A 25,749-nucleotide genomic window follows, 5' to 3' on the forward strand; every position below is an offset into this window, starting at 1 on the left:
GACAGACCCTAAACCGATCCGCGACCCGCTTTCAGGGTCTTGTCGCCCAGTTCTTCACGCCGCCGGCCAGCCGGAAGTGCTAGCATCCGCGCATGAACTCCACGACCGAGCAGCACGACCACGTCACCGACGTCACCGCCGACTACCTGCACCGCCTGGCCGGGTTCCTGGACAGCCACCGCCGCGTGCTGGTGCTGACGGGCGCCGGGCTGTCCACGGCCTCCGGCATTCCCGGTTATCGCGATGCCGAGGGCATCCGCCGCGGCCGCCCGCCCACCGAAGGGCCGGAATTTCGCCGCTCCGATGCGCTGCGCCGCCGCTACTGGGCGCGCAGCATGGTGGGCTGGCCGGTGCTGGCCCAGGCCGGGCCGAACGACGGCCACCGGGCGCTGGCGCGGCTGGAGCGGGGCGGCCACGTCGAGCGCGTCATCACGCAAAACGTCGACGGGCTGCACCAGCGCGCGGGCACGCACAGCCTGATCGAACTGCACGGCAATATCCACCAGGTGCGCTGCCTGGCCTGCGGCCACGTCCAGCCGCGCGCACGGGTGCAGGAACGGCTGTTGCACGACAACCCGGCCCTGGCCGGCGTGCTGGCACAGCCGCTGCCGGATGGGGACGCGCAGCTGGAGCCGGAGTCGCTGGACCATTTCGTGGTGCCGGACTGCGACGTATGCGGCGGCATGCTGCAGCCGGACGTCGTATTTTTTGGCGACAACGTCCCGCGCGACCGCACGGCGCAAGCGCTGCGCTGGATGGACGAGGCGGACGCGCTGCTGGTAGTGGGATCTTCGCTGATGGTGTTCTCGGGCTTCCGGTTCGCCAAGTCGGCAGCCGCCGCCGGCAAGCCCATCGCCGCCGTCAATGTCGGCAAGACCCGCGCGGACGACCTGATCGGCCTGAAGGTGGCATTGCCCGCCCAGCAGGTATTGCCACGCGTGGCGGCGCTGCTGGAGGGCGGTCCGGTCAGCTGAAGTCAGCTCAGCTCAGTTCAGCTCAAATCGTGCAGGTCGCGCGCCAGCGCGGGGCCGACCGTGAAATGCGTAAAGCGCACGGTCAGTCCCTCCCGCTCGGGCGTGCAGCACATCGGGCCGACGAGGTAGCGGGCGGCGGCCGGGAACGGCGCCAGCCGCAGCAGCGGCCACGTGACGCCGTCGGCCGAATACTGCACGCGGATCGCACCGTTCGCCACCGTCACGCGCAGCCAGAACCCGTCGGGCAGGGGCGGCGCCATGCCGGTCGCCCAGTCCGAACGCTCGGTCGTCAGCACCGTGCTGAGCATCAGGGCGCCGTCGGAAAACTCGACGCCGGCCTTGATCCAATGCCGCTCGTCGATCCGGACCATCAGGCCGGCCTGGTCGTATAGCTCGTGGAAGTCGCCGCGCACGTGCACCTGGGCGGTAAAGTCGCCGGCGACGGCGCGGCCGAGGAAGTGGCCGCTGTCGCGGATGAAGCCATAGCTGGTGATGCGCCAGAAGTCGGTGGCGCGGTCGGTGGTGACGGTCAGGCCGGCGTCATCGAGCGTATGTCGGGCCGGCTCGTTGAGCCAGGTGCAGTCGGAGAACATGGGTGGGTGGCGTTGTCGAAAACGCCACTATATACCGCCCGACGTGTCAGTGGATCGGCGGATCAGCGCGTCATCAGCATGGAGCGGACGATGCCTTCCTTGGCCAGCACGTAGTCGTGGCCCGCCAGCACGAAGTTGCTCTGCGGCTGGACGACCTTGATGTTGATGAACACCATGTCGCTCGTCTCGGCATAGGAACCGACCACGACCGCTTGGGCATTGTGGCTCTGCGCCACTTCGCCGATTTCGCGCGTGAGCATCAGCTCGCCCTGGTTGCGCTTCAGGTAGACGCTGTTGCGCAGCTTCATCTCGAGCATCTTGAGGCCGCCCTGCGCCATGCGCGTGGAGATCTGCTCGGACACGAGCCGGCCCAGGGTCGAGGTCTGGTCCAGTGCGTCGATATTGACGACGGTGGCCATGATCAGGGGCTTGTCGGCGGCCAGCTTGCCCGACAACTGCGTCAGCAGCGTGTCCGCCGCCTTGTAGTTGGCCGAGACGAACTGGTTCGACGCGACCGTCGAGTAGTTCGGTTCGTCCTTGGCGGGACCGGTGGCGCAGCCGGCCAGCAGGGCGCCGGCGACGAGACAGGCGAGGGCGCGCATCAGCGGCCTCCCTGCACTTTGAATACCTTGCTCAATTGCGTGTCCTCTTCCTTGATGCCGTACAGCGCACGGTCGGTGTCGGCCACATAATACGCCGATGTCGAGCGGGCATAGTAACGGTACTGGTCGCCTACCGACAGCGTCACCAGCAATTCCGTCTTCGGCGTCGCGCCCGGTGCGAACTGGCTGTGGAACCAGCGGAACGCATCCGCACCGCCGGCCAGCGCGATGGAGGCGATCGTCGGATTGATGTCGGACAGCACCCAGACGCCGGTCGCCAGCGCGGTAGGGGCGCCGGCGTAGCGGTACTGCGGGCGCTCCGGCGTAAAGGTCACCGCCTGGATGTCCAGTTCCAGTTTCCACGCGCCGGCAGGCGTACGCGCGACAATGAAGCCATCCTTGACGAGCGACGTCATCAGTTGCGCGATGACGGCTTTCTTGAACGGCGACGCTTCCTTGTCCTCGGCCAGGTAGAACGGCCGGGTCGGATGCTTCTTCATGTCCGTCACGACGCGCTGTTCGATATGGTCGGCAATCGTCGTCCAGTGCGCGGCCGCCTGCAGCTTTTCCTGGCGGGAGGTCGGGAAGTTGCTGGCCACGGGCGTCGGCGAGTACGGCACGGCGCAGCCGGCCAGCGTGGCCGCAAGGACGGTAACGAGAATGGGGGCTTTGACAGACATGGGAAAGGCCGGTAATGGTCAGCCGCCAGTGTACCATGCGTGTTTCCACGTGGAAATCAAACGCCATTGTCGCGTCGCGTGGCCGCGACGGATTGTCAGGCTGTCAGTGCTACGAGAAGAACCACAGGACGATGCCCAGCACGCCCAGGGCCGGCAAGCCGTTGAGCGCCAGCGCTGTGCGGCTGAGCCAGCGCTGCTTGTCCGTGCCGGCCATGGAACCCAATGCCACCAGCGTGCCAAGCAGCCCGCCCGCGCCGAGCGCCAGCACGGATTCCGCCAGGCACGTCAGGCCAAAGCCGCCACAGTTCGCCGCCCCACCCAGGAACACGCCATTGAACAGCAGCACGGCCACCAGGTAGGTCAGGAGGGCGATGGCGGCGCTGACGTTGGCCCAGGGATTGACCTGCGACGGACCGGTACGGCGGCGGCCGCCGATGCCGAAGGGACGAAACGAACGAAAGGGACGGAACGCCATCAACGACGGTGCTGCTTCATCGCTGCCTGGACCTCGCGGCTGGCGTCGCGGTCCTTCTCGCTGGCACGCTTGTCGTGCTGCTTCTTGCCCTTGGCCAGGCCGATCTCGCATTTCACGCGGCCGCCCTTGTAGTGCAGGTTCAGCGGCACCAGCGTGTAGCCGGCCCGCTCGACCTTGCCGATCAGCTTGTCGATTTCCTGGCGGTGCAGCAGCAGCTTGCGCGTGCGCACGGCTTCGGGGTGGATGTGGGTGGAGGCGGTGGGCAGTGCGCTGATGTGCGCGCCAAACAGGTACAGTTCGTTATCGCGGATCGTAACGTATGCTTCCTTGATCTGGACGCGCGCATCGCGGATCGCCTTGACTTCCCAGCCTTCGAGGACAATGCCCGCTTCGAAGCGGTCTTCGATGAAGTAGTCGTGGAAGGCTTTGCGGTTATCGGCAATAGTCATGAGTAATGTGGTCTTTGGCGCGGGTCGGTTAAACTACGGTTGTCGCGCAACAGGCGCGGGAGGTGTTTTCAAGGCGTGCACCCGGTGCAGGCCCCCTCGCATTTTCCAACATGATAGCAAACGGTTAAAGAATGGCAGTAGTGCACAAGTCGGTTTTGCTGGGATACAGCGCCAGGCAGATGTTCGATCTCGTCGACAGGGTCGAGGATTATCCCAAATTCCTGCCGTGGTGTGGCGGGGTCGAGGTCCGCGAGCGGGGCGACAACAAGGTCGTGGCCAGCGTCGGCATCAACTTCCATGGCGTGCGCCAGAGCTTCACGACGGCCAATACCAACACGCCGCCCACGGCTATCCACATGAGCCTGGTCGACGGTCCGTTCAAGACCTTGACCGGCGTCTGGACCTTCAAGGAGCTGCGCGAGGATGCCTGCAAGGTCGAGCTGGACCTGCAGTACGAATTCTCCAGCCGCCTGCTCGAGCAGGTCATCGGCCCCGTGTTCGGCATGATCGCCAACAGCATGGTCGATTCGTTTACCAAGCGTGCCGAAACGGTGTATGGCTGAAATGCGGGCTGACCATGGCTGAGCGCATCAAGATCTCGCTGTGTTACGCCAGCGGCCCGAATCCGCTGCTGCGGGCGCTCGAGGTGGACGCCGGCACGACGATCGGCCAGGCCATCGAGCTGTCCGGCATGTTGCAGGACGCCCCCGAGATCAACCTCGTCACGATGCCCGTCGGTATCTACGGCAAGAAGAAGACGCTCGACACGGTCCTGCAGGCACGCGACCGCGTCGAGATCTACCGGCCGCTGATCGTCGATCCCAAGAATGCGCGGCGGCGGCGGGCGAAGAAGGACACCGCTGCGCCTGCGCCAGCATTGCCCACGACCGATGCCGGCGAAGCATTGACGCAATTGGCGGCCGGCAATACCGTCGGGCCGGAGAACGGCTGACGACCAAGCATTGAAGACTGACGACCGACGGCTGACGGCCGCGCGGGACCGCATTCCGCGCAGCTGCGTGCCCGCGGTTCTCAACGCAGCTCGAACAAATAATCCCCCCGGCCTGGTGGCCGGCGGACGTCACCGAGCCGTACTTCGGCGTCTGCGGGAATTCCTTGCGCACGCCCGCCTGCACGTCGCTGAACACGGTGCTGCCCGGTTTCCAGTTCGAAATCGAGCCCATCGCCTGCATCAGGTTCCACGCGAAGATGGAATGGCCGTCCTTGCCTTCGTCCGCCACCGGCTCATCGCCGCCGGATGAAATCACCACGACGGAGCGCTTGGCCAGCACGCTTTCGGCCGTCACGTCACGCCCCACGGCCTCCATGCCGTCGCGTGCGAAGGCGCCGGAATAGCAGCTGTCCGAAATCACCACCATCTGGCTCGAGCGGATGCCCGACAGCAGCCGCGCCACGTCCACGTTCGAAATCCAATGGCTGGGCTCGCTTGCCAGCGCATCCGCCGGCAGCCAGTAGCCGGCGCCGTTCTTCTCCAGCGAATAGCCGTGGCCGGCGTAGTAGATGACGACGCTGTCAGTGCTGTTGATCTCCACGGACAGCTGGTTCAGGGTGCGGATGATGTCCGCCTTGGTTGGGTTGCGCACGACCCGCACTTCATAGCCCAGCTTGTCGGCGAACAGTTTCGACACCGCGTCCACGTCCGGCACGGCATTTTCCAGCGGCGGAATCGTCTTGTCGGCATAGTCGTTGATGCCGAACAGCACCGCGATCTTGCGTTCGATCTGCGGCAAGTGCGCCGTGGCGGCCCGGACGCTCTTCGGCGGCGCGACATCGTCCGCCGAGCTGCCGGTGGTGCCTCCTGTCGAGCTGCCGGTCGTCTCGACCTTGCCTACCAGCGCGGCCAGGCGCGTGTCCGCGCCGATCAGGTTGAGCTGGTTCGGCGTGATGCGGCAAGCGCCCGACAGCGATTCCACTACCGTCGTGCAGGGCTGCACGTCGGCCAGGCTGGGGTCCAGGTCCAGTTTATAGACGGCATCGGCAAAGAGCTTGCGCTTGAAGGTGCGGCGCTGGGCGATCAGCTGGCCCAGTTCCTCCTGCGACATCGCGCCGATGCGCACGGCGCCATACGTGCGGCCGACGCCCGGGTTGGAGATGTCGAGCAACCCGCCCGTGCCGGGACGCGGATCGATCGCCGGCAACCCGCCGTTCAGCGCAGACGCGATCGCGGCCACGCTGGCCCCCTGGGCCTGCTGCGAAGGACTGGCGGGGGCGTTGCCGAGGGTGACTTCCAGCGCCACGTCGTTGCCCGGCGCCTGCACCAGCACGTAGTTCAGGGCGGACAACCCGGACCCGATGACGGGGTAGATGCCCGGCTGGGCCGGCGTCGGCGCCGTACTCTGCCAGACCAGCCCGCCGCTCGTGGCCGAGGCCAGCGTGTCCGCCCCCTTGAAGCCCGTCACGGTGCCGGACAGCCCGTCGATGCCCAGGCCCGGGTCGCGCAGCGCCGGCGCGGCTGTGTAGAACAGCGTGGCCGGCGTGATGGCGCCGCCATTGCCGACCGCCGTGGCCGTCACCGTATTGCCGGCGCCCGTCAGGTCGGTCGTGCCCACGCGGTAGTTCAGCGCGTCCGCCCCGGAGATCTGGAAGACGCCGGTTACGGTGACGCTCTTCGCCTGGCCCACGCTCGCCGTGTCGTACGCACCTTGTCCGGGTCCGGTCACGGCAAGGGCATCGCCGGCGATAGCGCCGTCCAGGGCGTACTGGCCCGCGCCCAGCGTGGCGCCGGTGCCGGCGTCGTACTCCTTCACGACGGCGCCGACGATGGCCAGGTCCACGGGGCGGGGCGTGATCGCCGCCCGCGCCGTGGCGCCTTCGGCCAGGACATAGTTGGCCGCATCCGGCCCCGTCAGCGTGCCGCCCGTGATGGCGACGACCTTGCCCGTGCCCACGTTCTTGCTGTCGAACTGGCCGGTGGCGCCCGCCAGTGCCAGCACGTCCCCGTCCAGCGCGCCGGACAAGGCACCGGACAGCGCAGCGCTGAGATTGCCGTCGTAGACCTTGTCCGCCGCCGTGATGCCGACCGCGTCGATGGGGCGGGGCGCGATGGTGGCCGTCGTCGTGTGGCTGCCTGCCAGCGTGTAGTTGCCCGCGTCGGCCCCCGTCAGCGCGCCGCCGGTCACCGTCACGGCCTTGCCCGTGCCGGCGTTCTTCGTGTCGAACTGGCCGGTCGCGCCCGACAGGGCGAGCACGTCGCCGGGCAGCGCATCCGCCAGGGTGCCTGCCAAGGTGGCGGCGCGCGTGCCGTCGTAGACCTTGTCCAGCGCCGTGATGCCGGTGGCGGCGATCGCCAGCGGCGTGATGCTGGCCGTCGTCGTGAGCGTGCCGGACAGGGTGTAGTTGCCGGCGTCGCCGCCGCCCAGCGCGCCGGCCGAGATGGTGACGCGCTTGGCCGCCCCCACGTGCTTGTCGTCGAACATCGCCGAAGCGCCCGCCAGCACGACGTCGTCGCCCGCCAGCGCTTCGGTCAGCACGCCACTGATCGCGGCAGTACGGGTGGCATCGTAGACCTTGTCGGCGGCCGTGATGCCGGCAGCGGAAATCGGCCGGGGCGTGATGCTGGCCGTCGTGCCGGCGCCATCGGCCACGACATAGTTGCCGCCGTCCGGCCCGCCCAGCGTGGCGGCGGCGATCGTGACGCGCTTGCCCGTTCCAGCGTCTTTCGTGTCGAACAGGCCGGTGGCGCCCGCCAGTGTCACGCGGTCGCCCTCCAGCGCTTCGGCCAGCGTGCCGCTGACCGTGGCCGCGCGGGTGCCGTCGTAGACCTTGTCCGCGGCGCTCAGTCCTGTCGCGGCGATGGGGCGGCGCGCGATGTCCGCCCGCGTCGTGTGGTCCGGCACCAGGATGTAGTTGTTGCGGTCGGCGCCCGCCAGCGCGCCGCCGCTGATCGTGACGAGTTTGTCCGTGCCCGCGTGTTTGGTGTCGAACAGGCCGGTGGCGCCGGTCAGGAACAGCACGTCGCCGGGCAGCGCCTCGGACAGCGTGCCTTCCAGCGTTGCCGTGCGAGTGGCATCGTATATCTTGTCGCGCGCCGTGATACCGGTGGGCGCAAGCGGTCGCGCCGTGATGGTGGCGCGCGTGACGTGCTCGCCGGCGAGGCGATAGTTGCTACGGTCCGCGCCCGTCAGCGTGGCGCCGCGGACGGTGACCGCCTTGGCCACGCCGACGTTCTTGTCGGCGAAGGTTCCGGTGCCGTCGAGCGCCAGGTCGTCGCCCGCCAGCGCCTCGGCCAGCGTGCCGGACAGCGCGGCGGCGCGGGTGCCGTCGTAGACCCGGTCCACGGCCGTGATGCCGGCCGCCGAGATCGTCACTGGCGTGATGTCCGCCGTCGTCGTCGCGCTGCCGGACAGGGCGTAGTTGCGGGCATCGGCGCCGGCCAATGCGCCCCCCGCAACGGTAACGGTCTTGCCGGCGCCGACGTTTTTCGTGTCGAACAGCCCGGTGGCGCCGTCCAGGCTGACCCGGTCGCCTTCGACGATGCCGGCCAGCGAGCCGGTCACCGTTGCCGTGCGGGTGGCGTCATACACCTTGTCGGCGGCGACGACACCGGCGATGGTGGCGCCCTTCGGCGTGACGTCGCCCCGGTAGGACTGGGCGGCCCCATAGACGGGGCGGTCGCCCGGCGCCCGTACGTCGAAGTAGCCGTCCTCCGTGGCGAAGACGATGGACTTGTCCAGCCCCGCGTTGCGGTTGTCGAATTCGCCCTCGGCCGCACTGGCGCCTGCGCGGGCGCGCACCGTGAAGCCCGGGGCGGCATCGTGCGTGAGCACACGCGAGAACCGCGCGTTCCTGGTGCCGTCGTACGTCCGGGCGGCATCCACCTTGATGGTCAGGTCGAGCGGGGCGGCCAGCAGGATGCCGTGGGCGCCGACGCCAGCGACCGCCGTGGGCGCATCCGCCGCGTCGAACTGCACGAACGTGTAGGGCAGGTCGGCCAGGGCCGCCGTGGGGAAGGGGCCGCTGCGCAGGTAGACGAGCCAGCGCCCGGCCGGGGTGGCCAGCACGCTGGCGCTGTTGGCCAGGCTGGCGGTGTCGATCCTGAGCGCGTCGCCCGTCGCTGCCGCGGCCAGGTCGGCGTGGTCCAGCGTGGTGCTGCCGGCATCGATGCCGATCGCCCCACTCGCGTCGATGGTCGTGTCGGTCAGGGACACGGCGCCGCCGGTCATCGTCACGCTGCCGGCAGCGCCTGCCCGGGCGTCGAGGCTGGCACTGCGCAGCATGACGGTGCGAGGGCCATCGAGCGCTTGCGCGGTCAACAGGATGCCCCCGGCCGTCGATGCGATGGCGCTGTCCTCGATGTCCAGCGCATTCGACAGCAGCGCGACGCTGCCGCCCGTGAGCCGGCTGGAGGAGGAGACGGCAAGCTCGGGCGCTTCCAGGTACAGTTCCCCCGCGGCGTTCAACGTCGAGTTTACGATGTCGATGTCATCCCGTGCCAGCCGGATGTCGCCAGGGCCGGGCGTCGCCGCCAGGGTGGTCGTCAAGGTGGCATTCGTCAGCGTCGCCCGGTTCGCCAGGTCGCTGTCGGCACCGGCCAGTTCGAGGCCGCCACCCTGGGCCTGCAACGTCGAGCCGCTGACGACGAAGTCGTCGGCGGTCAGCCTGAAGGCGGGCGCGTTCAGCGTGCTGCCCGCTTCGATGTGCATGACCGTGGCGGACAGGTCGAGGGCGTTGCTGGCCGTCAGCGTCGATCCCGTCACGTCCAGCTGCCGGTCGCGCACGACGATCCGCCCCAGCAGCGGCGAGCCGGCACCGCTGGCGCGCAGGGTCGAGCCGGCGATCGACACGGTGCCGAGGCTGTCCCGGGAGCTGAGCGCGATCAGGCCGCCCGTCGCGGCCAGGCCTGTCTCCGTCATCGTCAGGGCATCGGCGGACACGCCGATGCTGCTGCCGGCCAGGCTGCTGCCTGCGCCGATGTCGACGGTGCCGCCGCGCAGGCCGATGGCGCCCGCGCCCGCATCGAGGGTGGCGTCGTGCAGGTCGATGCGTGCGGCCGGGCGACTGGCGTCCGGCCCGGCCGTCATGACGATGTCGCCGCCGTTGGAAAGGATGCTGGCGCCGGCCCGCAGGACGACGTTGCCTGCGCGGTTGCCGTCGCTGTCGGCCGTCAGCGTCACGGCCAGCGGGTTGCTGCCGGCCGCGATGCGGATGCCCGGATCGACGACAATGTCATTGTGCGCTTCGAGGGTCAGCCTGGCACCCGCCGCGGCGTCGGTGGCGACGATGTCCGTTTCGACGCGGATATTGCCCTCCTGGGTCGTCAGGTCGCCACCGCCGGTGCGCACGATCACGTTGCTGTCCGTCTGCAGCGCGCGCGTGATGACGTCCGCGCGCACTTCGGTGTCGTCCGCGCTCGATTCGATGGCGAACATGAACGTTGTGTCGGCATCGGCACCGACCGCGCCGCAGCAGCCTCCGGCAACGATGGCGATATTGCCCGGGTCCAGCAGCCACGTGCCCCCCTTGCCACGCGCGGCGGAGACGTCGAGGGCGCGGGGTTGCGCATCCAGATAGTGGCCGGAAGTTTCGATCAGCCCGCCATTGCCGCCGCCGGGGCCGCCGCGCGCCTCGACGGTGCCGAACACGCGCGTGGCGCGGTCGCTCCACAGGACGATCTTGCCGCCGTCGCCGGACGCCGTGGCGTTGGCGCGGATGGACGCTTGCGGCCCCAGGTAGCTGGCCTGGGCATGGGGCACGGCGGCGTTGCCGCCCTGGTAGTCGCCACCCACGAGGATTTCATCGGCGCCGGTCGCGCCCGAGGCATCGACCAGCGCGTTGCCATCCACGCCGACCTGCCGTCCCAGCAGGTGAATGCGCCCGCCCCGGCCGGCATTGCTGCGGGCCGACACGGCGCCCTGGGCCAGCGTGGCGCCCTGTGCCGATGCCGCCAGCACGGTGCCGCCGGTGCCGCTGCCGGCGGTGTCCGCGCTCGTGGTGCTGCCGGCGGCCAGCCGGACGTCCCCTTGCGCGCGCAGCACGACGCGGCCGGCGGCATCGGTCCCCACGCTGTCCGCGCGCACGATGCCCTGCTGGTTGACGATGCCGCCATGGACGTCGATGCTGCCGCCACCGTGCGCCAGCAGCGTGCCCAGGTTGACTGCCGCGTTGGCCGGCGCGCTCACGCGCACGATCACGTTCGGCATGCCGGAGTCGACCAGGTCGATGCTGCGGCCGGCGGCCAGCACGACCTGGCCGCCGGGGCTGGCGACCAGCCCCTCGTTGCGCACGGCGTCCCCCATCAGCCAGACACGCCCGCCAAAGCTGGTGCGGATCTCGCCCTGGTTCAGGACCTGGCCCACCGGGCCGCCCGCGCTGTCGAAGCGCAGCCGGCCCGCCAGGAAGTCGTCGTTCGACAGGGGCAGGGTGGAGGCCACCAGGGCGCCGACATCGATGCGCGCATTGGCGCCGAACAGCACACCGTGAGGGTTGACGAGCCACACGCCGCCGTTCGACGACAGGCTGCCCAGGATGGCCGACGGGTCGTTGCCGACCACGCGGTTCAATACCTGGCTGGCCGCGCTTTGCTGCGCGAAATGGACGCTGTTGCGCGCGCCAACGGAGAACGCCTGCCAGTCCAGCACCGCATGCGGGCTGTTGGTGACGGTCATGCGCCCGCCGTCGGTGGCAATGGCGGCAGTGCCATGGACGACGGTGGCCCCCGTGGGCAGTTGCGCCCATGCAGCGGCCATCATGGCGCCCAGGGCGATGGCGACGGCGGCGGCCCGCCCGTGCCGGGCGCAGCGTGCCGCACCTTGGACTACCCCGGCGCGCGGTGTGTCGAACGACTGTTTCATGATGGCTTCTCCGGAGACACGGGCTGGCGCTGGGGCGCGGCCGGCCCGTTAAAAAATCAGGTTGAGGGCGACGTGGCCGCGTACGTCGCCCGGCGCGGTATTGATGCCCCGTTCCAGCGCGCGGCCGATGTTCACGCTGGCGCTGGCTTTGCGGCCGAGGCCCAGGCGCACGCCGATACCGGCGCCCGTCAGCTGGCAGGACGTGCGGTCGGTGCCGCGGCAGGGCAGGTCGCGGTGGTTGGCGATGCGGCCGTGATCGACGAACAGGTAGGGCTGCACGCGCAGGCCGTTGGCCAGCTCGGATGCCTTGGGCGCCGCTTCCACGCGCAGCAGCAGGCCCGTGTCGCCGGACAGCTCCCGCTCGGCATAGCCGCGCACGCTGGCCGCACCGCCAAGGCCGAAGCGTTCGCCCGAGATCAGCGCATGCGGGCTGTATTGCAGCTCGATGCGCACGTTGAGGGAGAAGCCGGCCGCGAACGCGCGATCCGCGAACCCGGCGGCGCGCGCGATGGCGTAGCTGCGGGCCGCGCCAGGGCGCGCCGCCTCGAATGTTGTGCGGGCACTGCCGGCCGCATTGACCGACAGCCCGCCACTGACGCCATAGGCCAGTTGCGGCCCCTGTCGCTGGCCCGTGTAGGACAGGCTGACCGGTACCGTCGTGATGTCCACGGCCGCGGAACCGCAGGCCGCCGGGCCGAAGTCGCCGATCGAGCAGTCGTCCTCGTACCTGCGCGAATCCAGCCCCAGCGTGACGTGGTGATCGTACTCGCCGATGCGATCGAGGTTGCGGTTGGCGCGCAGGCCCAGCACCGTGCCGCGCCCGGTGAACGACAGGGGCCCGGCCGGCGTGATCGTGGTGCCGTTGCTGACGCTGGAGTGGGCGACGAACGCATCGAGCGAGGCCGCGTGGGCATACAGCGGCACGCGATAGCCGGCGCTGTAGATCTTCACGCGGCCCGGGTCCTCGGGCGACGTCTGGAATTGCAGCGTGCCCACATGGTCGCGGCCGAACAGGTTCGCATGCTGGATGCCCACGCTGACACGGTGCCGCCCGGTGCTGTGGTTGCCGGTGTTGTTGTACCCGACCAGGTACTGCACGGGATGGGACTCGGTCACGTTGACGTCCGCATCGATCTCGCCGGGCCGGGCGCCCGCCGTCAGCGTGACCTTGACGTTCTTGGCCGGATTGTCGTTACTGAGCTGGATGTCGCGGTCCACGCTGCCCACGCGCGGCGTCGTGCCTTCGACGAGGCTGGGCAATCCCGCGCGCACGTTGGCGGCGTCGAAATAGCGGTTGCCCGCGATGCGGACATTGGCCAGTTTGCCTTCCACGACGTGGATCACCACGTTGCCAGCGGCCGCCTGTTGCTCGGGATGTAGGCGACGACGCCGCCATAGCCGGCATCGCGATAGGCATCCTGCACCCGCCCCGCAGCCCCGTTGAGTTCGGCCATCGTGGTGCGGCTGCCGGCCAGGCCGGCCGTCAGGGCCTGCAGCGTCGCCGCCGGCAACAGCGTATTGCCTTGCACGGCCACCGAGGCGACCTGCACGGCCTGTTGCGCGGGCGCGGGCGCAGGTGCCTGGGCCAGCGCCATGCCCATCTGCAGGCCCAGCACGCAGCAGCCGGCCTGCCGGACCAATACGCGACGCGGGTGCCGTCGCCCTGGCAACGTCGTCAGCGCGGCACGGGCAAGCAGCGATGTGAGGCAGCGCACGACCATGGTTTCTCCTCGATGCAACGGGGTTGCCGACGGCGATCGGTGTTGGCGCGGGGCCCGGCCTGCCATGGGTACGCGGCGGGTGACACGTGGCATCCCGACACTCTTCGATGATCTGACGCCGGGAATGGGCGGCGCGTGATGATCGAGCGCAATCCGTATTGAGCGCAATGCCGGATCGTTCAGCGCTGCGGGCGTGCATTACCAACCCCGTGTTTAACGGGGAGTCCATATTTGCACCGCAGTTTGCCGATGAAAAATAAATTCACCAATTCTGTCGATGCAAGCAACGCCGGAAAGCGTGTTGAATTCAATGCGATCGGGAGATCTTTGCACCGCGCTTGAAAACAGCGAAAGGGCGTAATTGAGTATAGTCCAAAATATCGGCCGATAACCGTGCGTGGTACCGTCGCAACAAGCGCCGCAATGCTTGCCGTTTGCGGGGGGCACGCCTAGAATCAAAATGTCGTCCGGTTAATGCGCGGCAAATGGCGGGGACTGCTGGGTAATTGTGTCCCGCTGTTTATTTATCTCAGCCATTATTGCGTGCCGATATCGGTCGCCGCCCGTCGGGATAATCCCCGGCGTCCGGTACCGTCGATGTGATTGCTCATCCGTGCCATGCGATGTCATACGATGTCATGCGCTGTCCGGCCGAGCACACCGTCGAATGACATTGCCGGCGATGGCGTTGTTACCTGCCCGCAACCAGCGGCGTTTCATGTTTGCGGGGTCTGCATATGGATTTGCGTGTATCCGCGCTGTCGCACCCCGGGGGCCGGGCCGTCAACGAAGACGCCTGCGGTTATTGGGAAGGGCCGGGTTGCTGGATCGGGGTGCTGTCGGATGGACTGGGTGGCCATGCCGGGGAGAAGTTGCTTCCCAGGTCGCCGTGGCGGCGGCCCTGGCCAGCTTCCGGCATGCCCCGTACGCAACGGCCGCCGGTGTCGTTGCCGCGCTGCACGCCGCCAATGAAAGTTTGCTGGCCGAACAGCGGCGTAGGCCCGAGCTGGCCAGCATGCGGGCCACGCTCGTGGTGTTGGCCGTCGACACGCGCAATGCCCTGGCCACCTGGGGCCATGTGGGCGACACGCGGCTGTATTGCTTTCGCGCCCACGCGGTACTGCTGCAAACGCGCGACCACAGCGTCGTCCAGGCGATGGTCGATGCCGGCTACCTGGCGCCAGAACGCCTGCGCGATTCGCCGCACCGCAATGCACTGTTGAGTGCGCTGGGCGAGGCGGCGCTGCCGGCACCGCGCATCGAGGCGCCCCTGCACGTGCGCGACGGCGACCATTTCCTGCTGTGCACCGACGGGTTCTGGGAATACGCCCTCGAGGAGGACATGGCGCGGGGCCTGGCCGCTGGCGCCGATCCGGCGACGTGGCTGAGGCGGCTCGAACAGCTGGTGCGCGCGCGCGGGCGCCCCGGCCAGGACAATTACTCGGCGCTGGCAGTGGCCTGCACCGATCCATGCACGACAGTGCTGCGCAGTTCTTCTGCAAGGAGTGTGAGATGAAACAAGGACTATGGATGGCCGCCTGGCTGCTGCTGGGCACTGGGCCCGGCGCGGCGCAGGAGGCGCCGGTGCTGGCGGAAGGCGAGGTGACGCAAAAGGCCCTGGTCGACGCGTTGGCGCCGGCCCGGGAGGTGCGCACTCGCAGCCTGCGGGTCCGGCGCGACGACGAAGTGGGCGGCCAGGCGGCCAAGCCGGCCAGCGCCTCGCTGCTGATCACGTTCGAGACCAACTCGGCGGCGCTGACGGCGGCCGCGCGCCGGTCGCTGGACGTGGTGGGCGCGGCCCTGAGCTCGGAGAAACTGGCCGGTTCGCGCTTCGCCATCGAAGGGCATGCCGATCCGCGCGGCATGCCGCAGGCCAACTTGAAGCTGTCACAGTCCCGCGCCGAATCCGTGCGGGAGTATCTGGTAGGCAACGGCAAGATCGATACCGCCCGCATCGACGCGGTAGGCAAGGGCGACCGCGAGCTGATGAACCGTGACAACCCGGCGGCGGCCGAAAACCGCCGCGTGACGATCGTCAACCTGTCCAGGTAGGGGCAAGTAGTCCCTTACGGCGCCACTTCCTCGATGGCAAAGGCAGTGGCGGCGTAGGCGTGCGAGCAGGCCGTGCCGGTGCAGGCGGGTGCGCCGGCAAACAGCGGCGCCTTGCCCGTATGGGCGCGCTGCAGCTGGGCCGCGCGGGCGATGGGAAATTCACTGAACAGTTCGCTGGCCGTCAGTCCGGCGGCATCGAACCGGCGCGGCGTGTCCGACACCATGACGACCAGGTGGTCGGTGCCGGCAGGACCGCCAGCCTCCAGGCGCCAGCGGCCCGTGCCGGGTTGCGTGCCCGGCAATTGCATCGTCTGTCCCGCGCCGATGGCGTTGTTCCGGTCGATGGCGTTGGGAAACAGCAGCCAGAAGTTGTTGCGGTCGCTGCCCACCATATAGAGATAGACATAGCCCGCATGCGAGGCACGAACGGACAGCCTCAGGCTGTCGTGCCCGATCCGCACCCGCGCATTTTCGACCTCGACGACAGCACTGCGCTCCGTGCTCGCGCCGGCAACGATGGCGTCCAGTGCCGCGACTGGCTCGAACACCGCGACGGGCGTGGGCTGCGGCCGCGTTGGCGGCTGGGCCGGCTTCGCTGGCGGCAAGGGTGCCGTGGGGATCGGTACGACCAGCGGCTTGTCCGACCCGACCGTCCAGTAGCCCAGCCCGGCCGCCGCGGTCACGAACACGGCAATGCCGGCATACACCGCTGCGCGCGACCTGGGCGGCGCGACGGCGGCGGTGACGGCTGCCGGCGCGGGCGGCAGCGGGGCAGTCCGGAGCACCGAATCCTGGGAGCGCTGCGCACCGCTGGCGCTGTCGTGCAGCCCCAGCAGCGCCCGCATGCCGGCAACGTCCTGCGGGCGCTGCTCGGCCTTGACAGCGAGCGCGGCGTCGATCGCCGCCAGGAAAGCCGCGCTGTAGCGATCCCCATACCGCTGTGCCAGCGGCACGTACGGATCGGCAATGATGCGGCCGACAGCGGGCGGCGGCGGCCGGCCGTCGATAGCGTAATGCACGACGGCCGCCAGCGCATACAGGTCGGTCCAGGCACCCTGGCGCATGCCCGGCACCTCGGCATATTGTTCCAGCGGCGCGTACCCTTGCTTGAGGATAACGGTAAACGCCTGGGTCATGCCTTCGATCGCGCGCCGCGCGGCGCCAAAGTCCAGCAGCAGCGGACGGGCGTCGTCCAGCATCAGGATATTATCGGGTGCGATATCGCGGTGGAAACATTGCTGGGCGTGGATGAGCGCCAGCGCATCGAGCAGCTGCGCCATCAGCTGGCGCAACCAGGCCTCCTCCGGCGGTCCGGTACGCGCCTTCATCGCGTCTTTCAACGTCACGCCCTGGTAGCACGGCATCACCATGTAGGCCGTGCCGTTGGCTTCCCAGAACCGGTAGACCTTGACGAGCGCGGGGTGATCGAAATGGGCCAGCATGCGGGCTTCGTTGACGAAGCTGCGCAGCCCGGCCTGGAACATGTCCGCATGGCGCGCCGAGTTAACGTGGACGTTTGCCTGCGACCGGGAGGCCAGGGCGGACGGCATGTATTCCTTCAGCGCCACGTCGCGGCCGAGCGAGCAGTCGTGCGCCCGGTAGACGATGCCGAAGCCACCGACGCCCAGCAGGCCGACGATCTCGAATTCCCCAAGCCGGGTGCCCACGGGCAGGACGGTGTCGCCGGACTCGGACGAAATCGTGCCTGCCAGCGCGGCAGCGCGCCCGCCGGACGCCAGTACCGTGTGCTCGTCGTCTTGCGATTCGTTCATGCGCGCAGCGCTCCCGGCGGGTGGGACGTCCGGCCGCGGCTTCGGACCGGGCCGGCGGGAAACCCGCGTACAGGCGGGCTGCGATCTAGACTAACACGCCCGTTCCGGGTCGGCATCCCTCAATAACGAGGGCCGCATCGACAGGGTAAGGCCGTCCAATCGATGCAGGCAAGAATATCTGGCCAATTCGTGGAAATTCATCTTTCTATCTGGATATAAACCCGGCCGGGGGTTATCGACCTGTCCTCATAGTGCGGGCTGTCGATGGGAGGGCTATCGACCTGGCATTTGGATGAGCTGGCGGCGTAACTGCGTGGCGGCCTTAATGTCGAGCTGGTAATAGGTAGCCATATGTAGACAAATGTCGGTGATTTGTAATGCGTCACATAATTCAAACAATCGAGAAAAATTTGAATATTTTTCCTGGCCGCGGAAGTATAGTTAAGCTGTGACGACGCAACGATCGCCACCACCCGATAAGCGGACTGATTAATTATTTCGATAATCCTGCCAGCAGGGCGAGCACATCCTTTATGACGAGAGCGGGCATTGATCCGCCCAGGGATCGAATCGACGATTCGAATTGAAGAGACGCATACCTATTGCGCCAAGCCGGCCGCCAAACGGCCAGTGAACGGCTGAAAAATGGCCGGGGTAATACACGACCAAAAAGAATCAGTGCACGCTGGCGGTTCGTTCCGATATCGCCAATGACCTGATTCGCCTATTAATCCCGCAGGAGTATCGCCAACCATGGAAATGATCGATATCGGCGCATTGCAACAGGCCGTGGACGGCGCGGACCCGTGCGGCCCCGACCTGGAATACGACCCGGCATTCCAGGAGCTCGAGCGCAACCTGGTCGGTAAACCCGAGGTGCAGTACGGCGCCACCATCACGCAGGCCGTGCCGCCGGACTGGAAAGCAGTGCGGCGCCAGGCTGCGGACCTGCTGGGGCGCACACGTGACCTGCGCATTGCCGTGGCGCTGGCCCGTGCCGTCCTGGCGCTGGACGGACTGGCCGGCTTCGCGACCACCCTGCAGGCGATCGAAGGCATGCTGACGACGCAATGGGAAGGCTTGCACCCGCAACTCGATGCCGACGACGACAACGATCCCACCTTGCGCATCAACAGCCTGGGGCCGCTGACCGATCCCGCGACAGTCCTCCGCGAACTGCACGATACCGCGTTCGTACAGCTGCCGGGCCTGGGGCCGCTGTCGCTGCGCCAGCTTGACTATGCGACGGGCGAGGCACCCGCGCCGGCCGGCCACGTGGCACTGGCGGCGGCAACGATCGAACAAGCGTTCCAGGCGGTACCGCAGGAAGCGGTGCAGGCCGCCTTGACGGCGGCGCGGCAGGCCCACGCCAGCGTCGCGGCCATCGAGATGCTGCTGGGCGAACGGGTCGGCAATGCGCAGGCGCCCAATCTGGCGCCGTTGTTGCGGTCGCTGGCGCGCATTGGCGCGGCGCTGCAGCCGCACATCAGGGAAGCCGTCGTGGTGGCGACCGCCGAGGCGCCGGCGCTGACCGCGCCCGACGCGCCAGCGGCCCCGGCGGCCGCGCCCGTGCAAGGACTCTCGGGCGACATCCTGGACCGCGAAGACGTGCTGCGTGCCATCGACATGCTGCTGGCCTACTACCAGCGCCACGAACCCTCCAGCCCGGTGCCGCTGCTGCTCGAACGGGCCCGGCGGCTGGTGCCGAAATCGTTCATGGAAGTCATGCAAGACCTGGCGCCGGACGGCGTCAGCCAGTTGCTCGTCATCCGCGGCCCGTTGCCGCAGCAGTAGCCATTCAACCATCAGGAGGTTCATCGTGGCCAAGGAAAGCAGTCAGAAGTTCATCGCCCGCAACCGGGCGCCGCGGGTGCAGATCGAATATGACGTCGAAGTCTACGGCGCCGAAAAAAAGGTGCAGTTGCCATTCGTGATGGGGGTGCTGGCCGACCTGTCCGGCCAGCCGGCCGAACCGCTGGCACCCGTGGCCGAGCGCAAGTTCCTGGAGATCGACGTCGACAATTTCGACGAGCGCCTGAAGGCCATGAAGCCGCGCGCGGCGGTGCAGGTGCCGAACAGCCTGACGGGCGAAGGCAATATCGCCGTCGACCTGACCTTCGAGAGCATGGACGACTTCAGCCCGGCCGCCATCGCCCGCAAGGTCGAACCGCTGCGCCAGTTGCTGGAGGCGCGCGGCCAGCTGGCCAACCTGATGACCTACATGGACGGCAAGACGGGCGCGGAGGAACTGATCGCGAAACTGCTGGCCGAGCCGGCCCTGATGCACTCGCTGACGGCGGCACCGAAGCCCACCGAATGAACCCACCGGATGAACCAATAGGGAGAACACCATGGCAGATGCAGCGGCAGCACTACAGCAGGAAAGCGGCGTGCTGGAGGCAAGCGACTTCAGCGCCCTGTTGCAGAAGGAATTCAAGCCCCAGTCCGACAAGGCGCGCGAGTCGGTCGAAGTGGCGGTGCGCACGCTGGCCGAACAGGCGCTGGCCGGCACCAGCCTGGTGTCGGGCGACGTGCTGGCCACCATCGAAAGCCTGATCGCCGCGCTGGACAAGAAGCTGACCGAGCAGGTCAACCTGATCCTGCACACGGAGCAGTTCCAGGCGGTGGAGTCGGCGTGGCGCGGCCTGCACTACCTCGTCAACAATACCGAGACGGACGAAATGCTCAAGATCCGCGTCATGAACATCTCGAAGAACGACCTGGGCAAGACGCTGAAGAAGTTCAAGGGCACGGCCTGGGACCAGAGCCCCATCTTCAAGAAGATGTACGAGCAGGAGTTCGGCCAGTTCGGCGGCGAGCCGTTCGGCTGCATCGTGGCCGACTACTACTTCGACAACGGCGCGCCGGACGTCGAGCTGCTGACGTCGATGGCCAAGGTGGCGGCGGCCGCGCACGCGCCGTTCATCTCGGCGGCTGCGCCATCGGTGATGCTGATGGATTCCTGGAACGAGCTGGCCAATCCGCGCGACCTGACCAAGATCTTCCAGACGCCGGAACACGCGGCCTGGCGTTCGTTCCGCGAATCCGAGGACTCGCGCTACGTGGGCCTGGCGATGCCGCGCTACCTGGCGCGCCAGCCGTACGGCGCGAAAACCGACCCGGTCGCCGAGTTCGATTTCGAGGAAGACACCAGCGCACCGGGCAGCAAGAACTACACGTGGGCCAACGCCGCCTACGCCATGGCCGTCAACATCAACCGCTCGTTCAAGCTGTATGGCTGGTGCTCGCGCATCCGTGGCATCGAGTCGGGCGGCGCCGTCGAAGGCCTGCCGGTACACACGTTCCCGACCGACGACGGTGGCGTGGACATGCAGTGCCCGACCGAGATCGCCATCTCCGACCGGCGCGAGGCGGAGCTGGCCGCGAACGGCTTCATGCCGCTGGTGCACAAGAAGAATACCGATTTCGCCGCCTTCATCGGCGCCCAGTCGCTGCACAAGCCGGCCGAATACGACGACCCGGATGCCACCGCCAATGCCAACCTGGCCGCGCGGCTGCCGTACCTCTTTGCCACGTGCCGTTTCGCGCACTACCTGAAGTGCATCGTGCGCGACAAGATCGGCTCGTTCAAGGAACGCGGCGACATGGAGCGCTGGCTGACCAAGTGGATCATGCAGTACGTCGATGGCGACCCCGTCAACTCCAGCGAAGAGTACAAGGCAAGGAAGCCGCTGGCTGCCGCCGAGGTGGTACTGGAAGACGTCGAAGGCAATCCCGGCTACTACACATCCAAGTTTTACCTGCGCCCTCATTACCAGCTGGAGGGGTTGACCGTGTCACTAAGGCTGGTGTCGAAGCTGCCGTCGGCGAAAGTATGACGAACAGTGTTGTTGCAGCGTAGTTTTCATTCACCGCCACGGCAAGCAACCGCGGCACAACAGGAGAAGCAAAATGGCCGTAGACATGTTCATCAATATGGGTGCCGACATCAAGGGCGAGACCACCGACGAGGCACAGAAGAAGAAAAACGACATCGACGTGCTGGCATGGAGCTGGGGCATGAGCCAGTCCGGCACGACCCACATGGGTGGTGGCGGGGGCTCGGGCAAGGCCAGTTTCCAGGACCTGTCGTTCACCAAATACGTCGACAGTGCCAGCAACGCCTTGATGTTCGCCCTGGCACGGGGCAAGCACGTGGAGAAGGCCGAGCTCCTGGTCCGCAAGGCGGGCGCCGGCCAGGTCGACTACATAAAAATCACCATGGAAGAGGTGCTGGTGACGTCGATTTCGACCGGCGGCAGCGGCGGCGAGGACCGGCTGACGGAGAACGTCACGCTCAATTTTGCCAAGGTCAATTTTGTCTACAAGCCACAGGACGAGAAGGGGATACTCGGCGGCGACATGGCATTCACATGGGACATCGCCGCATCGACCGGCAAGGTCCAGTGAAATCGCGGGGGCCCCGAACGTGGGCCCCTTTCCAAGCGCACCGCGGAGTGTTCATCATGCAAGCACAACAGCTCATTCGCGACGGCGACCTGGCCGGCGCACTGCAAGCCCTGCAGCAGGCGGTGCGCCAGGACAGCGCCGATGCGAAGCTGCGCACGTTCCTGTTCCAGCTGCTGGCCGTCCAGGGCGACTGGCAGCGCGCGCTGACGCAACTGAACGTGGCGGGCGAACTCGATGCCGGCACCCTGCCGATGGTGCAGACCTACCGCGCGGCGATCCAGTGCGAAGCCCTGCGCGCCGCCGTGTTCGAAGGCGAGCGCATGCCCCACATCCTGGGCGAACCGGCGGACTGGCTCGGCCTCCTGGTCGAGGCCTTGCGCGCCGACCATGTCGCGCCTGAGCGCGCCGCGGCATTGCGCGAACAGGCGTTCGAGCTGGCCAGCGCATCGCCGGGCACCATCGACGGCGTGCCGTTCGGCTGGCTGGCCGATGCCGACCAGCGCCTGGGCCCCGTCCTGGAAGCCGTCATCGACGGCCGCTATGCCTGGCTGCCGTTCATGCACCTGGCCGCGCTGGACATCGAACCCCCGGCGGACCTGCGCGATGCCGTGTGGGCCGCCGCCACCTTCACATTTGCCGACGGCGGGCAGTCGGTCGGCCTGATTCCGGCGCGCTATGCGGGCACGGTCGAGGAGGGCGACGACGCGCTCAAGCAGTGCCGCCGCACCGAGTGGATCGGGCCGCGCGGGCTGGGCCAGCGCATGTTCGTCACGGACGCCGGCGAGCACGCCCTGCTGGATACGCGCAGCATCGTCTTCACCGGCAATCCGGAGAACGGCAATGGCTGAACTGGCCCCGCGCGAGCGCCTGCAGCCTTCGCTGCTGGATCGGCTCACCGATCACGAACCGGAGATCCCGGTGGAGTCGCGCGAGCGGCGCGTGCTGTCGGCCCGCGCACTGCGCGAAGGCGTGCTGCGCGACCTGGGCTGGCTGCTCAACGCCACCAACCTGCTGTCGGTCACGAACGCGCCGGCGCTGCCGCACGTGGCCGGCTCCGTCCTCAATTTCGGCATGCCGGATATCTCGGGCGCCTCGCTGGCCGGCATGAACCTGGCCGACCTGGAACGGGCCATCCGCCAGGCGATCTGGGATTTCGAGCCGCGCCTGAACCGGTCCTCCGTGACCGTGCGGGCGCTGCCGTCCGACAGCGTCGCCAAGGTCGTGTTCGAGATCCAGGGCGACCTGTGGGCCCAGCCGTATCCAGAGCGGCTGTACCTGCGCACGGAACTCGATCTCGACGTGGCCAGCGTGCGCGTGACCGACCAGGCCGGAGCCGCGCCATGACCTCGCCGCGCTTCCTGCAGTACTACAGCCAGGAGCTGCAGCACCTGCGCGAGATGGGCGGCGAATTCGCCGCGCGCTATCCGAAGGTGGCTGGCCGGCTGGGCCTGGAAGGCTTCGAGTGTGCCGACCCGTACGTGGAACGGCTGCTGGAAGGCTTCTCGTTCCTGACCGCGCGCGTGCAGATGAAGATCGACGCGGAGTTCCCCCGCTTTACCCAACACCTGTGCGAGCTGGTCTACCCGCACTTCCTGGCACCGACGCCGTCGATGGCGGTGGTGCAGTACCAGCCCGACCTGTCCAGCCCCGCCTTGCAGAAAGGCTGCGAGATCCCGGCCGGCACCGCCATGCGCAGCCTGCTGGGCCGCGACGATACCACGGCTTGCGAATACCGCAGCGCCCATGCCGTGACGTTGTGGCCCATCGAACTGGCCGAGGCCAGGTTCTTCACGTACGCGGGCAGCATCGACGGCATCGACGCGGCGCTGCCACCCGGCATCAAGGCAGGCCTGCGCATGCGGCTGCGCACGACCCACGGTGCGCCCTTTGCCACGCTGCCGCTGGATCGCCTGGCGTTGCACCTGCGCGGCGGCGATGCACTGCCGGCCCAGATCCACGAGCGCCTGCTGGCCAGCGTCGTGGGCGTACTGGTCATGCCCGCCGTCCGGCCGGCCTCGTGGCACCGGCTGCTGCCGCGCTCAGCCCTGCAGCCCGCCGGTTTCGGCGAGGGCCAGGCGTTGCTGCCCGGCGCGCAGCGCAGCTTCCAGGGCTACCGGCTGCTGCAGGAGTACTTCGCGTTCGCCCCGCGCTTCCTGTTCCTCGACCTGCTTGGGCTGCGCACGGCGACCGGTTGCTGCGCCGAACCGGAGCTCGATATCGTCATCCTGCTGGACCAGGGCGATGCCCGCCTGGAGCAGATGCTCGACACGGCGCACTTTGCATTGCATTGCACGCCGGTCGTCAACCTGTTCCCCCGGCGGGCCGACCGCATCGACCTGTCCGGCGACCGGTTCGAGCACCATGTGCTGGTGGACCGCACGCGGCCGCTGGACTTCGAAGTGCACAGCATCGCCAGCGTCACGGGGTACGGCAGCGGCGCCGACAGCGAGCAGCACTTCGAACCGCTGTATGGCGCGTCCGACCTGGGCGGCCCGGAGCGGGCCTATTACCAGGTCCGCCGCGAAGCCCGGCTGCTGTCGCAGCGCCAGCGCGAGCGTGGCCCGCGCAGTTCCTATGTCGGCAGCGAGACGTTCATCACGCTGGTGGATCCGGCCGAAGCGCCGTACCGCCATGACCTGCGCCAGCTGGGCGTGACCGTCTGGTGCAGCAACCGCGACCTGCCGCTGTCGATGCCGCTGGGCGTGGGCAATACCGACTTCGTGCTCGATCACGGCGCACCCGTGCTGGCCGTGCGCGTCGTCGCCGGACCGAGCCGTCCGTTGCCGTCCTTTGCGGAAGGCGCGCTGGCATGGCGGCTCGTCAACCAGCTCTCGCTCAACTACCTGTCGCTGGCCGATACGCAACCCGGTGGCGATGGTGCCGTCGCGTTGCGCGAGCTGCTGGCGCTGTACTGCCACAAGGAAGATCCGGTCGCGCAGCGGCAGGTGGAAGGCGTGCGTTCGGTGCAGGCCCGCCCGCTGACGCGGCGCATGCCGACACCCGGCCCGATCACGTTCGGCCGCGGCCTCGAGGTGACCGTCACGCTGGACGATGCCGCGTTCGAGGGGGCCGGCGCGTTCCTGCTGGGTGCGGTGCTGAGCCACTTCTTCCAGCAATACGTTGCCATCAACACGTTTGTCGAGACGGTGGTCAAGACGGTAGCGCGCGGCACCATCATGCGCTGGCCGGCACGGGAGGGCGTATGCGCGATCCTGTAGAAGTCGAGCGCCAGCTGGCCGCGCGGGCCGGCCGGATGGACTTTTTCCAGGCCCTGCGCCTGCTGGAAAATGCCCACCCTGGGCTGCCCCGGATCGGCGCTGCGCTGCGTCCGCGCGACGAACCCGTGCGCTTCGGCCAGGACCCGTCGCTGCTGTTCGAACCGGGCGCACTGCGCTCGTTCGTCCCGGCCGATGCGCGCCGCCAGCCGCGCCTGACCGTCAACTTCCTGGGCCTCTTCGGGCCGAACGGGCCGCTGCCATTGCACCTGACCGAGCATGCGCGGGAACGCGCCCGGCACCATGGCGACGGCACGATGACGGCCTTCTTCGACATCTTCCACCACCGGGTGCTGGCGCTGTTCTACCGCGCCCGCGCCAGCGCCGAGCCGGCGATCAGCCTGGACCGGGCCGGCGGCGACCGGTTCGGCGACTACGTCGGCAGCCTGTGCGGCATCGGCACGGCCGCGCTGCGCGACCGGGACGCCATTGGCGACTTCGCCAAGCTGCATTTCGCCGGCCTGCTGGGCAACGGCCGGCGGCCGGCGTCCGGTCTGGCGACGATCCTGCGTGCCTACTACGGGCTGCCGGTGCTGCTGGAGCAGTTCGCCGGCCACTGGATGCGCATTCCGACGGCTGCGCAGACCCGCATCGGCGGCCAGGACCTGGGCAACCGGCTCGGCACGTCGGCCGTGCTGGGCAAGCAGGTGTGGGACTGCCAGCACAAGTTCCGGCTCGTCTTCGGCCCGCTCGACTATGCGGATTACCTGCGCCTGCTGCCTGGTGCGCCGGGCATGCGCCGGCTGCAGGCGTGGGTGCGCCAGTATGCGGGGCTGGCGCTGGACTGGGATGTGCGGCTGGTGCTCAAGCGGGAAGCGGTGCCGCGCCTCCGGCTGGGGGCGATGCGGCTGGGCTGGACCACCTACCTGGCCAGCGCGCCGGCGCGGTGCGATGCCGATCGATTGACACTCAGGGGCGGCGCTGCCGCGGCCTGA

21 protein-coding genes and 1 pseudogene are annotated in these 25,749 nt (G+C 68.2%); 13 read left to right on the forward strand and 9 right to left on the reverse strand.

Annotated elements, in window-relative coordinates; genetic code table 11:
• Positions 1 to 92 precede the first annotated feature (92 nt).
• Positions 93 to 974, forward strand: coding sequence for an NAD-dependent protein deacetylase (locus PX653_RS05345; protein ID WP_277416877.1), 882 nt, complete (start codon positions 93 to 95; stop codon positions 972 to 974).
• 17 nt (positions 975 to 991) lie between these two features.
• Here the strand turns inward: PX653_RS05345 and PX653_RS05350 are convergent, their stop codons facing one another.
• From PX653_RS05350 to smpB, 5 genes are all read right to left on the reverse strand, one after another.
• Positions 992 to 1,567, reverse strand: a complete 576-nt coding sequence (locus PX653_RS05350; protein ID WP_277416878.1) for a DUF1349 domain-containing protein — start codon at positions 1,565 to 1,567, stop codon at positions 992 to 994.
• 62 nt (positions 1,568 to 1,629) lie between these two features.
• On the reverse strand, positions 1,630 to 2,169 hold the full coding sequence (locus PX653_RS05355) for a FlgO family outer membrane protein (RefSeq protein WP_277416879.1): 540 nt from the start codon (positions 2,167 to 2,169) through the stop codon (positions 1,630 to 1,632).
• Positions 2,169 to 2,849, reverse strand: a complete 681-nt coding sequence (locus PX653_RS05360) for a hypothetical protein (RefSeq protein WP_277416880.1) — start codon at positions 2,847 to 2,849, stop codon at positions 2,169 to 2,171. The genes PX653_RS05355 and PX653_RS05360 overlap by 1 nt, the downstream gene beginning before the upstream one ends.
• 109 nt (positions 2,850 to 2,958) lie before the next feature.
• A complete protein-coding gene (locus tag PX653_RS05365) occupies positions 2,959 to 3,324 on the reverse strand; it encodes a hypothetical protein (RefSeq protein ID WP_277416881.1) in 366 nt (121 codons plus the stop codon).
• Positions 3,324 to 3,773 carry an SsrA-binding protein SmpB gene (smpB, locus tag PX653_RS05370; RefSeq protein ID WP_277416882.1) on the reverse strand — a complete coding sequence of 150 codons (450 nt, stop codon included), beginning with the start codon at positions 3,771 to 3,773 and terminating at the stop codon, positions 3,324 to 3,326. The genes PX653_RS05365 and smpB overlap by 1 nt, the downstream gene beginning before the upstream one ends.
• 131 nt (positions 3,774 to 3,904) lie before the next feature.
• Between smpB and PX653_RS05375 the strand changes: the two genes are divergently transcribed.
• Together PX653_RS05375 and PX653_RS28425 are read left to right on the forward strand one after the other, a co-directional pair.
• A complete protein-coding gene (locus PX653_RS05375; protein ID WP_277416883.1) occupies positions 3,905 to 4,336 on the forward strand; it encodes a type II toxin-antitoxin system RatA family toxin in 432 nt (143 codons plus the stop codon).
• Between the two features lie 14 nt (positions 4,337 to 4,350).
• Positions 4,351 to 4,572: pseudogene (locus PX653_RS28425) on the forward strand (RnfH family protein); the annotation flags it as partial.
• Here PX653_RS28425 and PX653_RS05385 read toward each other — a convergent pair.
• Genes PX653_RS05385 through PX653_RS05395 form a run of 3 tightly spaced genes read right to left on the reverse strand, consistent with a single transcriptional unit; the run spans position 4,496 to position 13,305 of the window.
• On the reverse strand, positions 4,496 to 11,584 hold the full coding sequence (locus PX653_RS05385; protein WP_443094348.1) for a YDG domain-containing protein: 7,089 nt from the start codon (positions 11,582 to 11,584) through the stop codon (positions 4,496 to 4,498). The pseudogene PX653_RS28425 and the gene PX653_RS05385 overlap by 77 nt on opposite strands.
• Before the next feature lie 48 nt (positions 11,585 to 11,632).
• Positions 11,633 to 12,928 (reverse strand): ShlB/FhaC/HecB family hemolysin secretion/activation protein, encoded by a 1,296-nt coding sequence (locus tag PX653_RS05390; RefSeq protein ID WP_277416885.1) that lies wholly within the window; start codon positions 12,926 to 12,928, stop codon positions 11,633 to 11,635.
• Complete coding sequence (locus tag PX653_RS05395; protein WP_277416886.1) at positions 12,925 to 13,305, reverse strand: POTRA domain-containing protein; 381 nt, start codon at positions 13,303 to 13,305, stop codon at positions 12,925 to 12,927. The genes PX653_RS05390 and PX653_RS05395 overlap by 4 nt, the downstream gene beginning before the upstream one ends.
• Before the next feature lie 718 nt (positions 13,306 to 14,023).
• On the opposite strand from PX653_RS05395, the gene PX653_RS05400 reads away from it, so the two are divergent.
• Entirely contained in the window at positions 14,024 to 14,821 is a 798-nt protein-coding gene (locus PX653_RS05400; RefSeq protein ID WP_277418520.1) for a PP2C family protein-serine/threonine phosphatase, read from the forward strand.
• Positions 14,818 to 15,357 carry an OmpA family protein gene (locus PX653_RS05405; protein ID WP_277416887.1) on the forward strand — a complete coding sequence of 180 codons (540 nt, stop codon included), beginning with the start codon at positions 14,818 to 14,820 and terminating at the stop codon, positions 15,355 to 15,357. Before PX653_RS05400 ends, PX653_RS05405 begins: the two co-directional genes overlap by 4 nt.
• 14 nt (positions 15,358 to 15,371) lie before the next feature.
• Here PX653_RS05405 and PX653_RS05410 read toward each other — a convergent pair whose 3' ends face one another.
• Positions 15,372 to 17,129, reverse strand: a complete 1,758-nt coding sequence (locus tag PX653_RS05410; protein WP_277416888.1) for a serine/threonine protein kinase — start codon at positions 17,127 to 17,129, stop codon at positions 15,372 to 15,374.
• A gap of 753 nt (positions 17,130 to 17,882) precedes the next feature.
• On the opposite strand from PX653_RS05410, the gene tssA reads away from it, so the two are divergent.
• From tssA to tssG, 8 genes are all read left to right on the forward strand, one after another.
• Positions 17,883 to 18,923 (forward strand): type VI secretion system protein TssA, encoded by a 1,041-nt coding sequence (gene tssA, locus PX653_RS05415; protein WP_277416889.1) that lies wholly within the window; start codon positions 17,883 to 17,885, stop codon positions 18,921 to 18,923.
• 25 nt (positions 18,924 to 18,948) lie between these two features.
• Positions 18,949 to 19,449: a type VI secretion system contractile sheath small subunit gene (gene tssB, locus PX653_RS05420; RefSeq protein ID WP_277416890.1), complete on the forward strand. Its 501-nt coding sequence runs from the start codon at positions 18,949 to 18,951 to the stop codon at positions 19,447 to 19,449.
• Between the two features lie 31 nt (positions 19,450 to 19,480).
• A complete protein-coding gene (gene tssC, locus PX653_RS05425; protein ID WP_277416891.1) occupies positions 19,481 to 20,968 on the forward strand; it encodes a type VI secretion system contractile sheath large subunit in 1,488 nt (495 codons plus the stop codon).
• Positions 20,969 to 21,041: 73 nt separating this feature from the next.
• Complete coding sequence (locus PX653_RS05430; protein WP_277416892.1) at positions 21,042 to 21,539, forward strand: Hcp family type VI secretion system effector; 498 nt, start codon at positions 21,042 to 21,044, stop codon at positions 21,537 to 21,539.
• A gap of 56 nt (positions 21,540 to 21,595) precedes the next feature.
• Entirely contained in the window at positions 21,596 to 22,387 is a 792-nt protein-coding gene (locus tag PX653_RS05435; protein WP_277416893.1) for a type VI secretion system accessory protein TagJ, read from the forward strand.
• Positions 22,380 to 22,883, forward strand: a complete 504-nt coding sequence (tssE, locus tag PX653_RS05440) for a type VI secretion system baseplate subunit TssE (RefSeq protein WP_277416894.1) — start codon at positions 22,380 to 22,382, stop codon at positions 22,881 to 22,883. The genes PX653_RS05435 and tssE overlap by 8 nt, the downstream gene beginning before the upstream one ends.
• Positions 22,880 to 24,757, forward strand: a complete 1,878-nt coding sequence (gene tssF / locus PX653_RS05445; RefSeq protein WP_277416895.1) for a type VI secretion system baseplate subunit TssF — start codon at positions 22,880 to 22,882, stop codon at positions 24,755 to 24,757. Before tssE ends, tssF begins: the two co-directional genes overlap by 4 nt.
• Positions 24,742 to 25,749 carry a type VI secretion system baseplate subunit TssG gene (gene tssG / locus PX653_RS05450; protein WP_277416896.1) on the forward strand — a complete coding sequence of 336 codons (1,008 nt, stop codon included), beginning with the start codon at positions 24,742 to 24,744 and terminating at the stop codon, positions 25,747 to 25,749. Before tssF ends, tssG begins: the two co-directional genes overlap by 16 nt.

Origin of the sequence: Pseudoduganella chitinolytica, assembly GCF_029028125.1 — a bacterium.
GTDB lineage: Bacteria > Pseudomonadota > Gammaproteobacteria > Burkholderiales > Burkholderiaceae_D > Rugamonas > Rugamonas chitinolytica.

Bases quoted from the DNA above. Each gene is read 5' to 3' on its own strand.
- PX653_RS05360 (WP_277416880.1), bottom strand. From the start codon at position 2,849: ATGTCTGTCAAAGCCCCCATTCTCGTTACCGTCCTTGCGGCCACGCTG.
- tssG (WP_277416896.1), top strand. From the start codon at position 24,742: ATGCGCGATCCTGTAGAAGTCGAGCGCCAGCTGGCCGCGCGGGCCGGC.
- PX653_RS05385 (WP_443094348.1), bottom strand. From the start codon at position 11,584: ATGAAACAGTCGTTCGACACACCGCGCGCCGGGGTAGTCCAAGGTGCG.
- tssE (WP_277416894.1), top strand. From the start codon at position 22,380: ATGGCTGAACTGGCCCCGCGCGAGCGCCTGCAGCCTTCGCTGCTGGAT.
- PX653_RS05405 (WP_277416887.1), top strand. From the start codon at position 14,818: ATGAAACAAGGACTATGGATGGCCGCCTGGCTGCTGCTGGGCACTGGG.
- PX653_RS05430 (WP_277416892.1), top strand. From the start codon at position 21,042: ATGGCCGTAGACATGTTCATCAATATGGGTGCCGACATCAAGGGCGAG.
- PX653_RS05435 (WP_277416893.1), top strand. From the start codon at position 21,596: ATGCAAGCACAACAGCTCATTCGCGACGGCGACCTGGCCGGCGCACTG.
- PX653_RS05400 (WP_277418520.1), top strand. From the start codon at position 14,024: ATGTTTGCGGGGTCTGCATATGGATTTGCGTGTATCCGCGCTGTCGCA.
- PX653_RS05365 (WP_277416881.1), bottom strand. From the start codon at position 3,324: ATGGCGTTCCGTCCCTTTCGTTCGTTTCGTCCCTTCGGCATCGGCGGC.
- smpB (WP_277416882.1), bottom strand. From the start codon at position 3,773: ATGACTATTGCCGATAACCGCAAAGCCTTCCACGACTACTTCATCGAA.
- tssF (WP_277416895.1), top strand. From the start codon at position 22,880: ATGACCTCGCCGCGCTTCCTGCAGTACTACAGCCAGGAGCTGCAGCAC.
- PX653_RS05395 (WP_277416886.1), bottom strand. From the start codon at position 13,305: ATGGTCGTGCGCTGCCTCACATCGCTGCTTGCCCGTGCCGCGCTGACG.
- tssC (WP_277416891.1), top strand. From the start codon at position 19,481: ATGGCAGATGCAGCGGCAGCACTACAGCAGGAAAGCGGCGTGCTGGAG.
- PX653_RS05410 (WP_277416888.1), bottom strand. From the start codon at position 17,129: ATGAACGAATCGCAAGACGACGAGCACACGGTACTGGCGTCCGGCGGG.
- PX653_RS05345 (WP_277416877.1), top strand. From the start codon at position 93: ATGAACTCCACGACCGAGCAGCACGACCACGTCACCGACGTCACCGCC.
- tssA (WP_277416889.1), top strand. From the start codon at position 17,883: ATGGAAATGATCGATATCGGCGCATTGCAACAGGCCGTGGACGGCGCG.
- PX653_RS05350 (WP_277416878.1), bottom strand. From the start codon at position 1,567: ATGTTCTCCGACTGCACCTGGCTCAACGAGCCGGCCCGACATACGCTC.
- PX653_RS05375 (WP_277416883.1), top strand. From the start codon at position 3,905: ATGGCAGTAGTGCACAAGTCGGTTTTGCTGGGATACAGCGCCAGGCAG.
- PX653_RS05355 (WP_277416879.1), bottom strand. From the start codon at position 2,169: ATGCGCGCCCTCGCCTGTCTCGTCGCCGGCGCCCTGCTGGCCGGCTGC.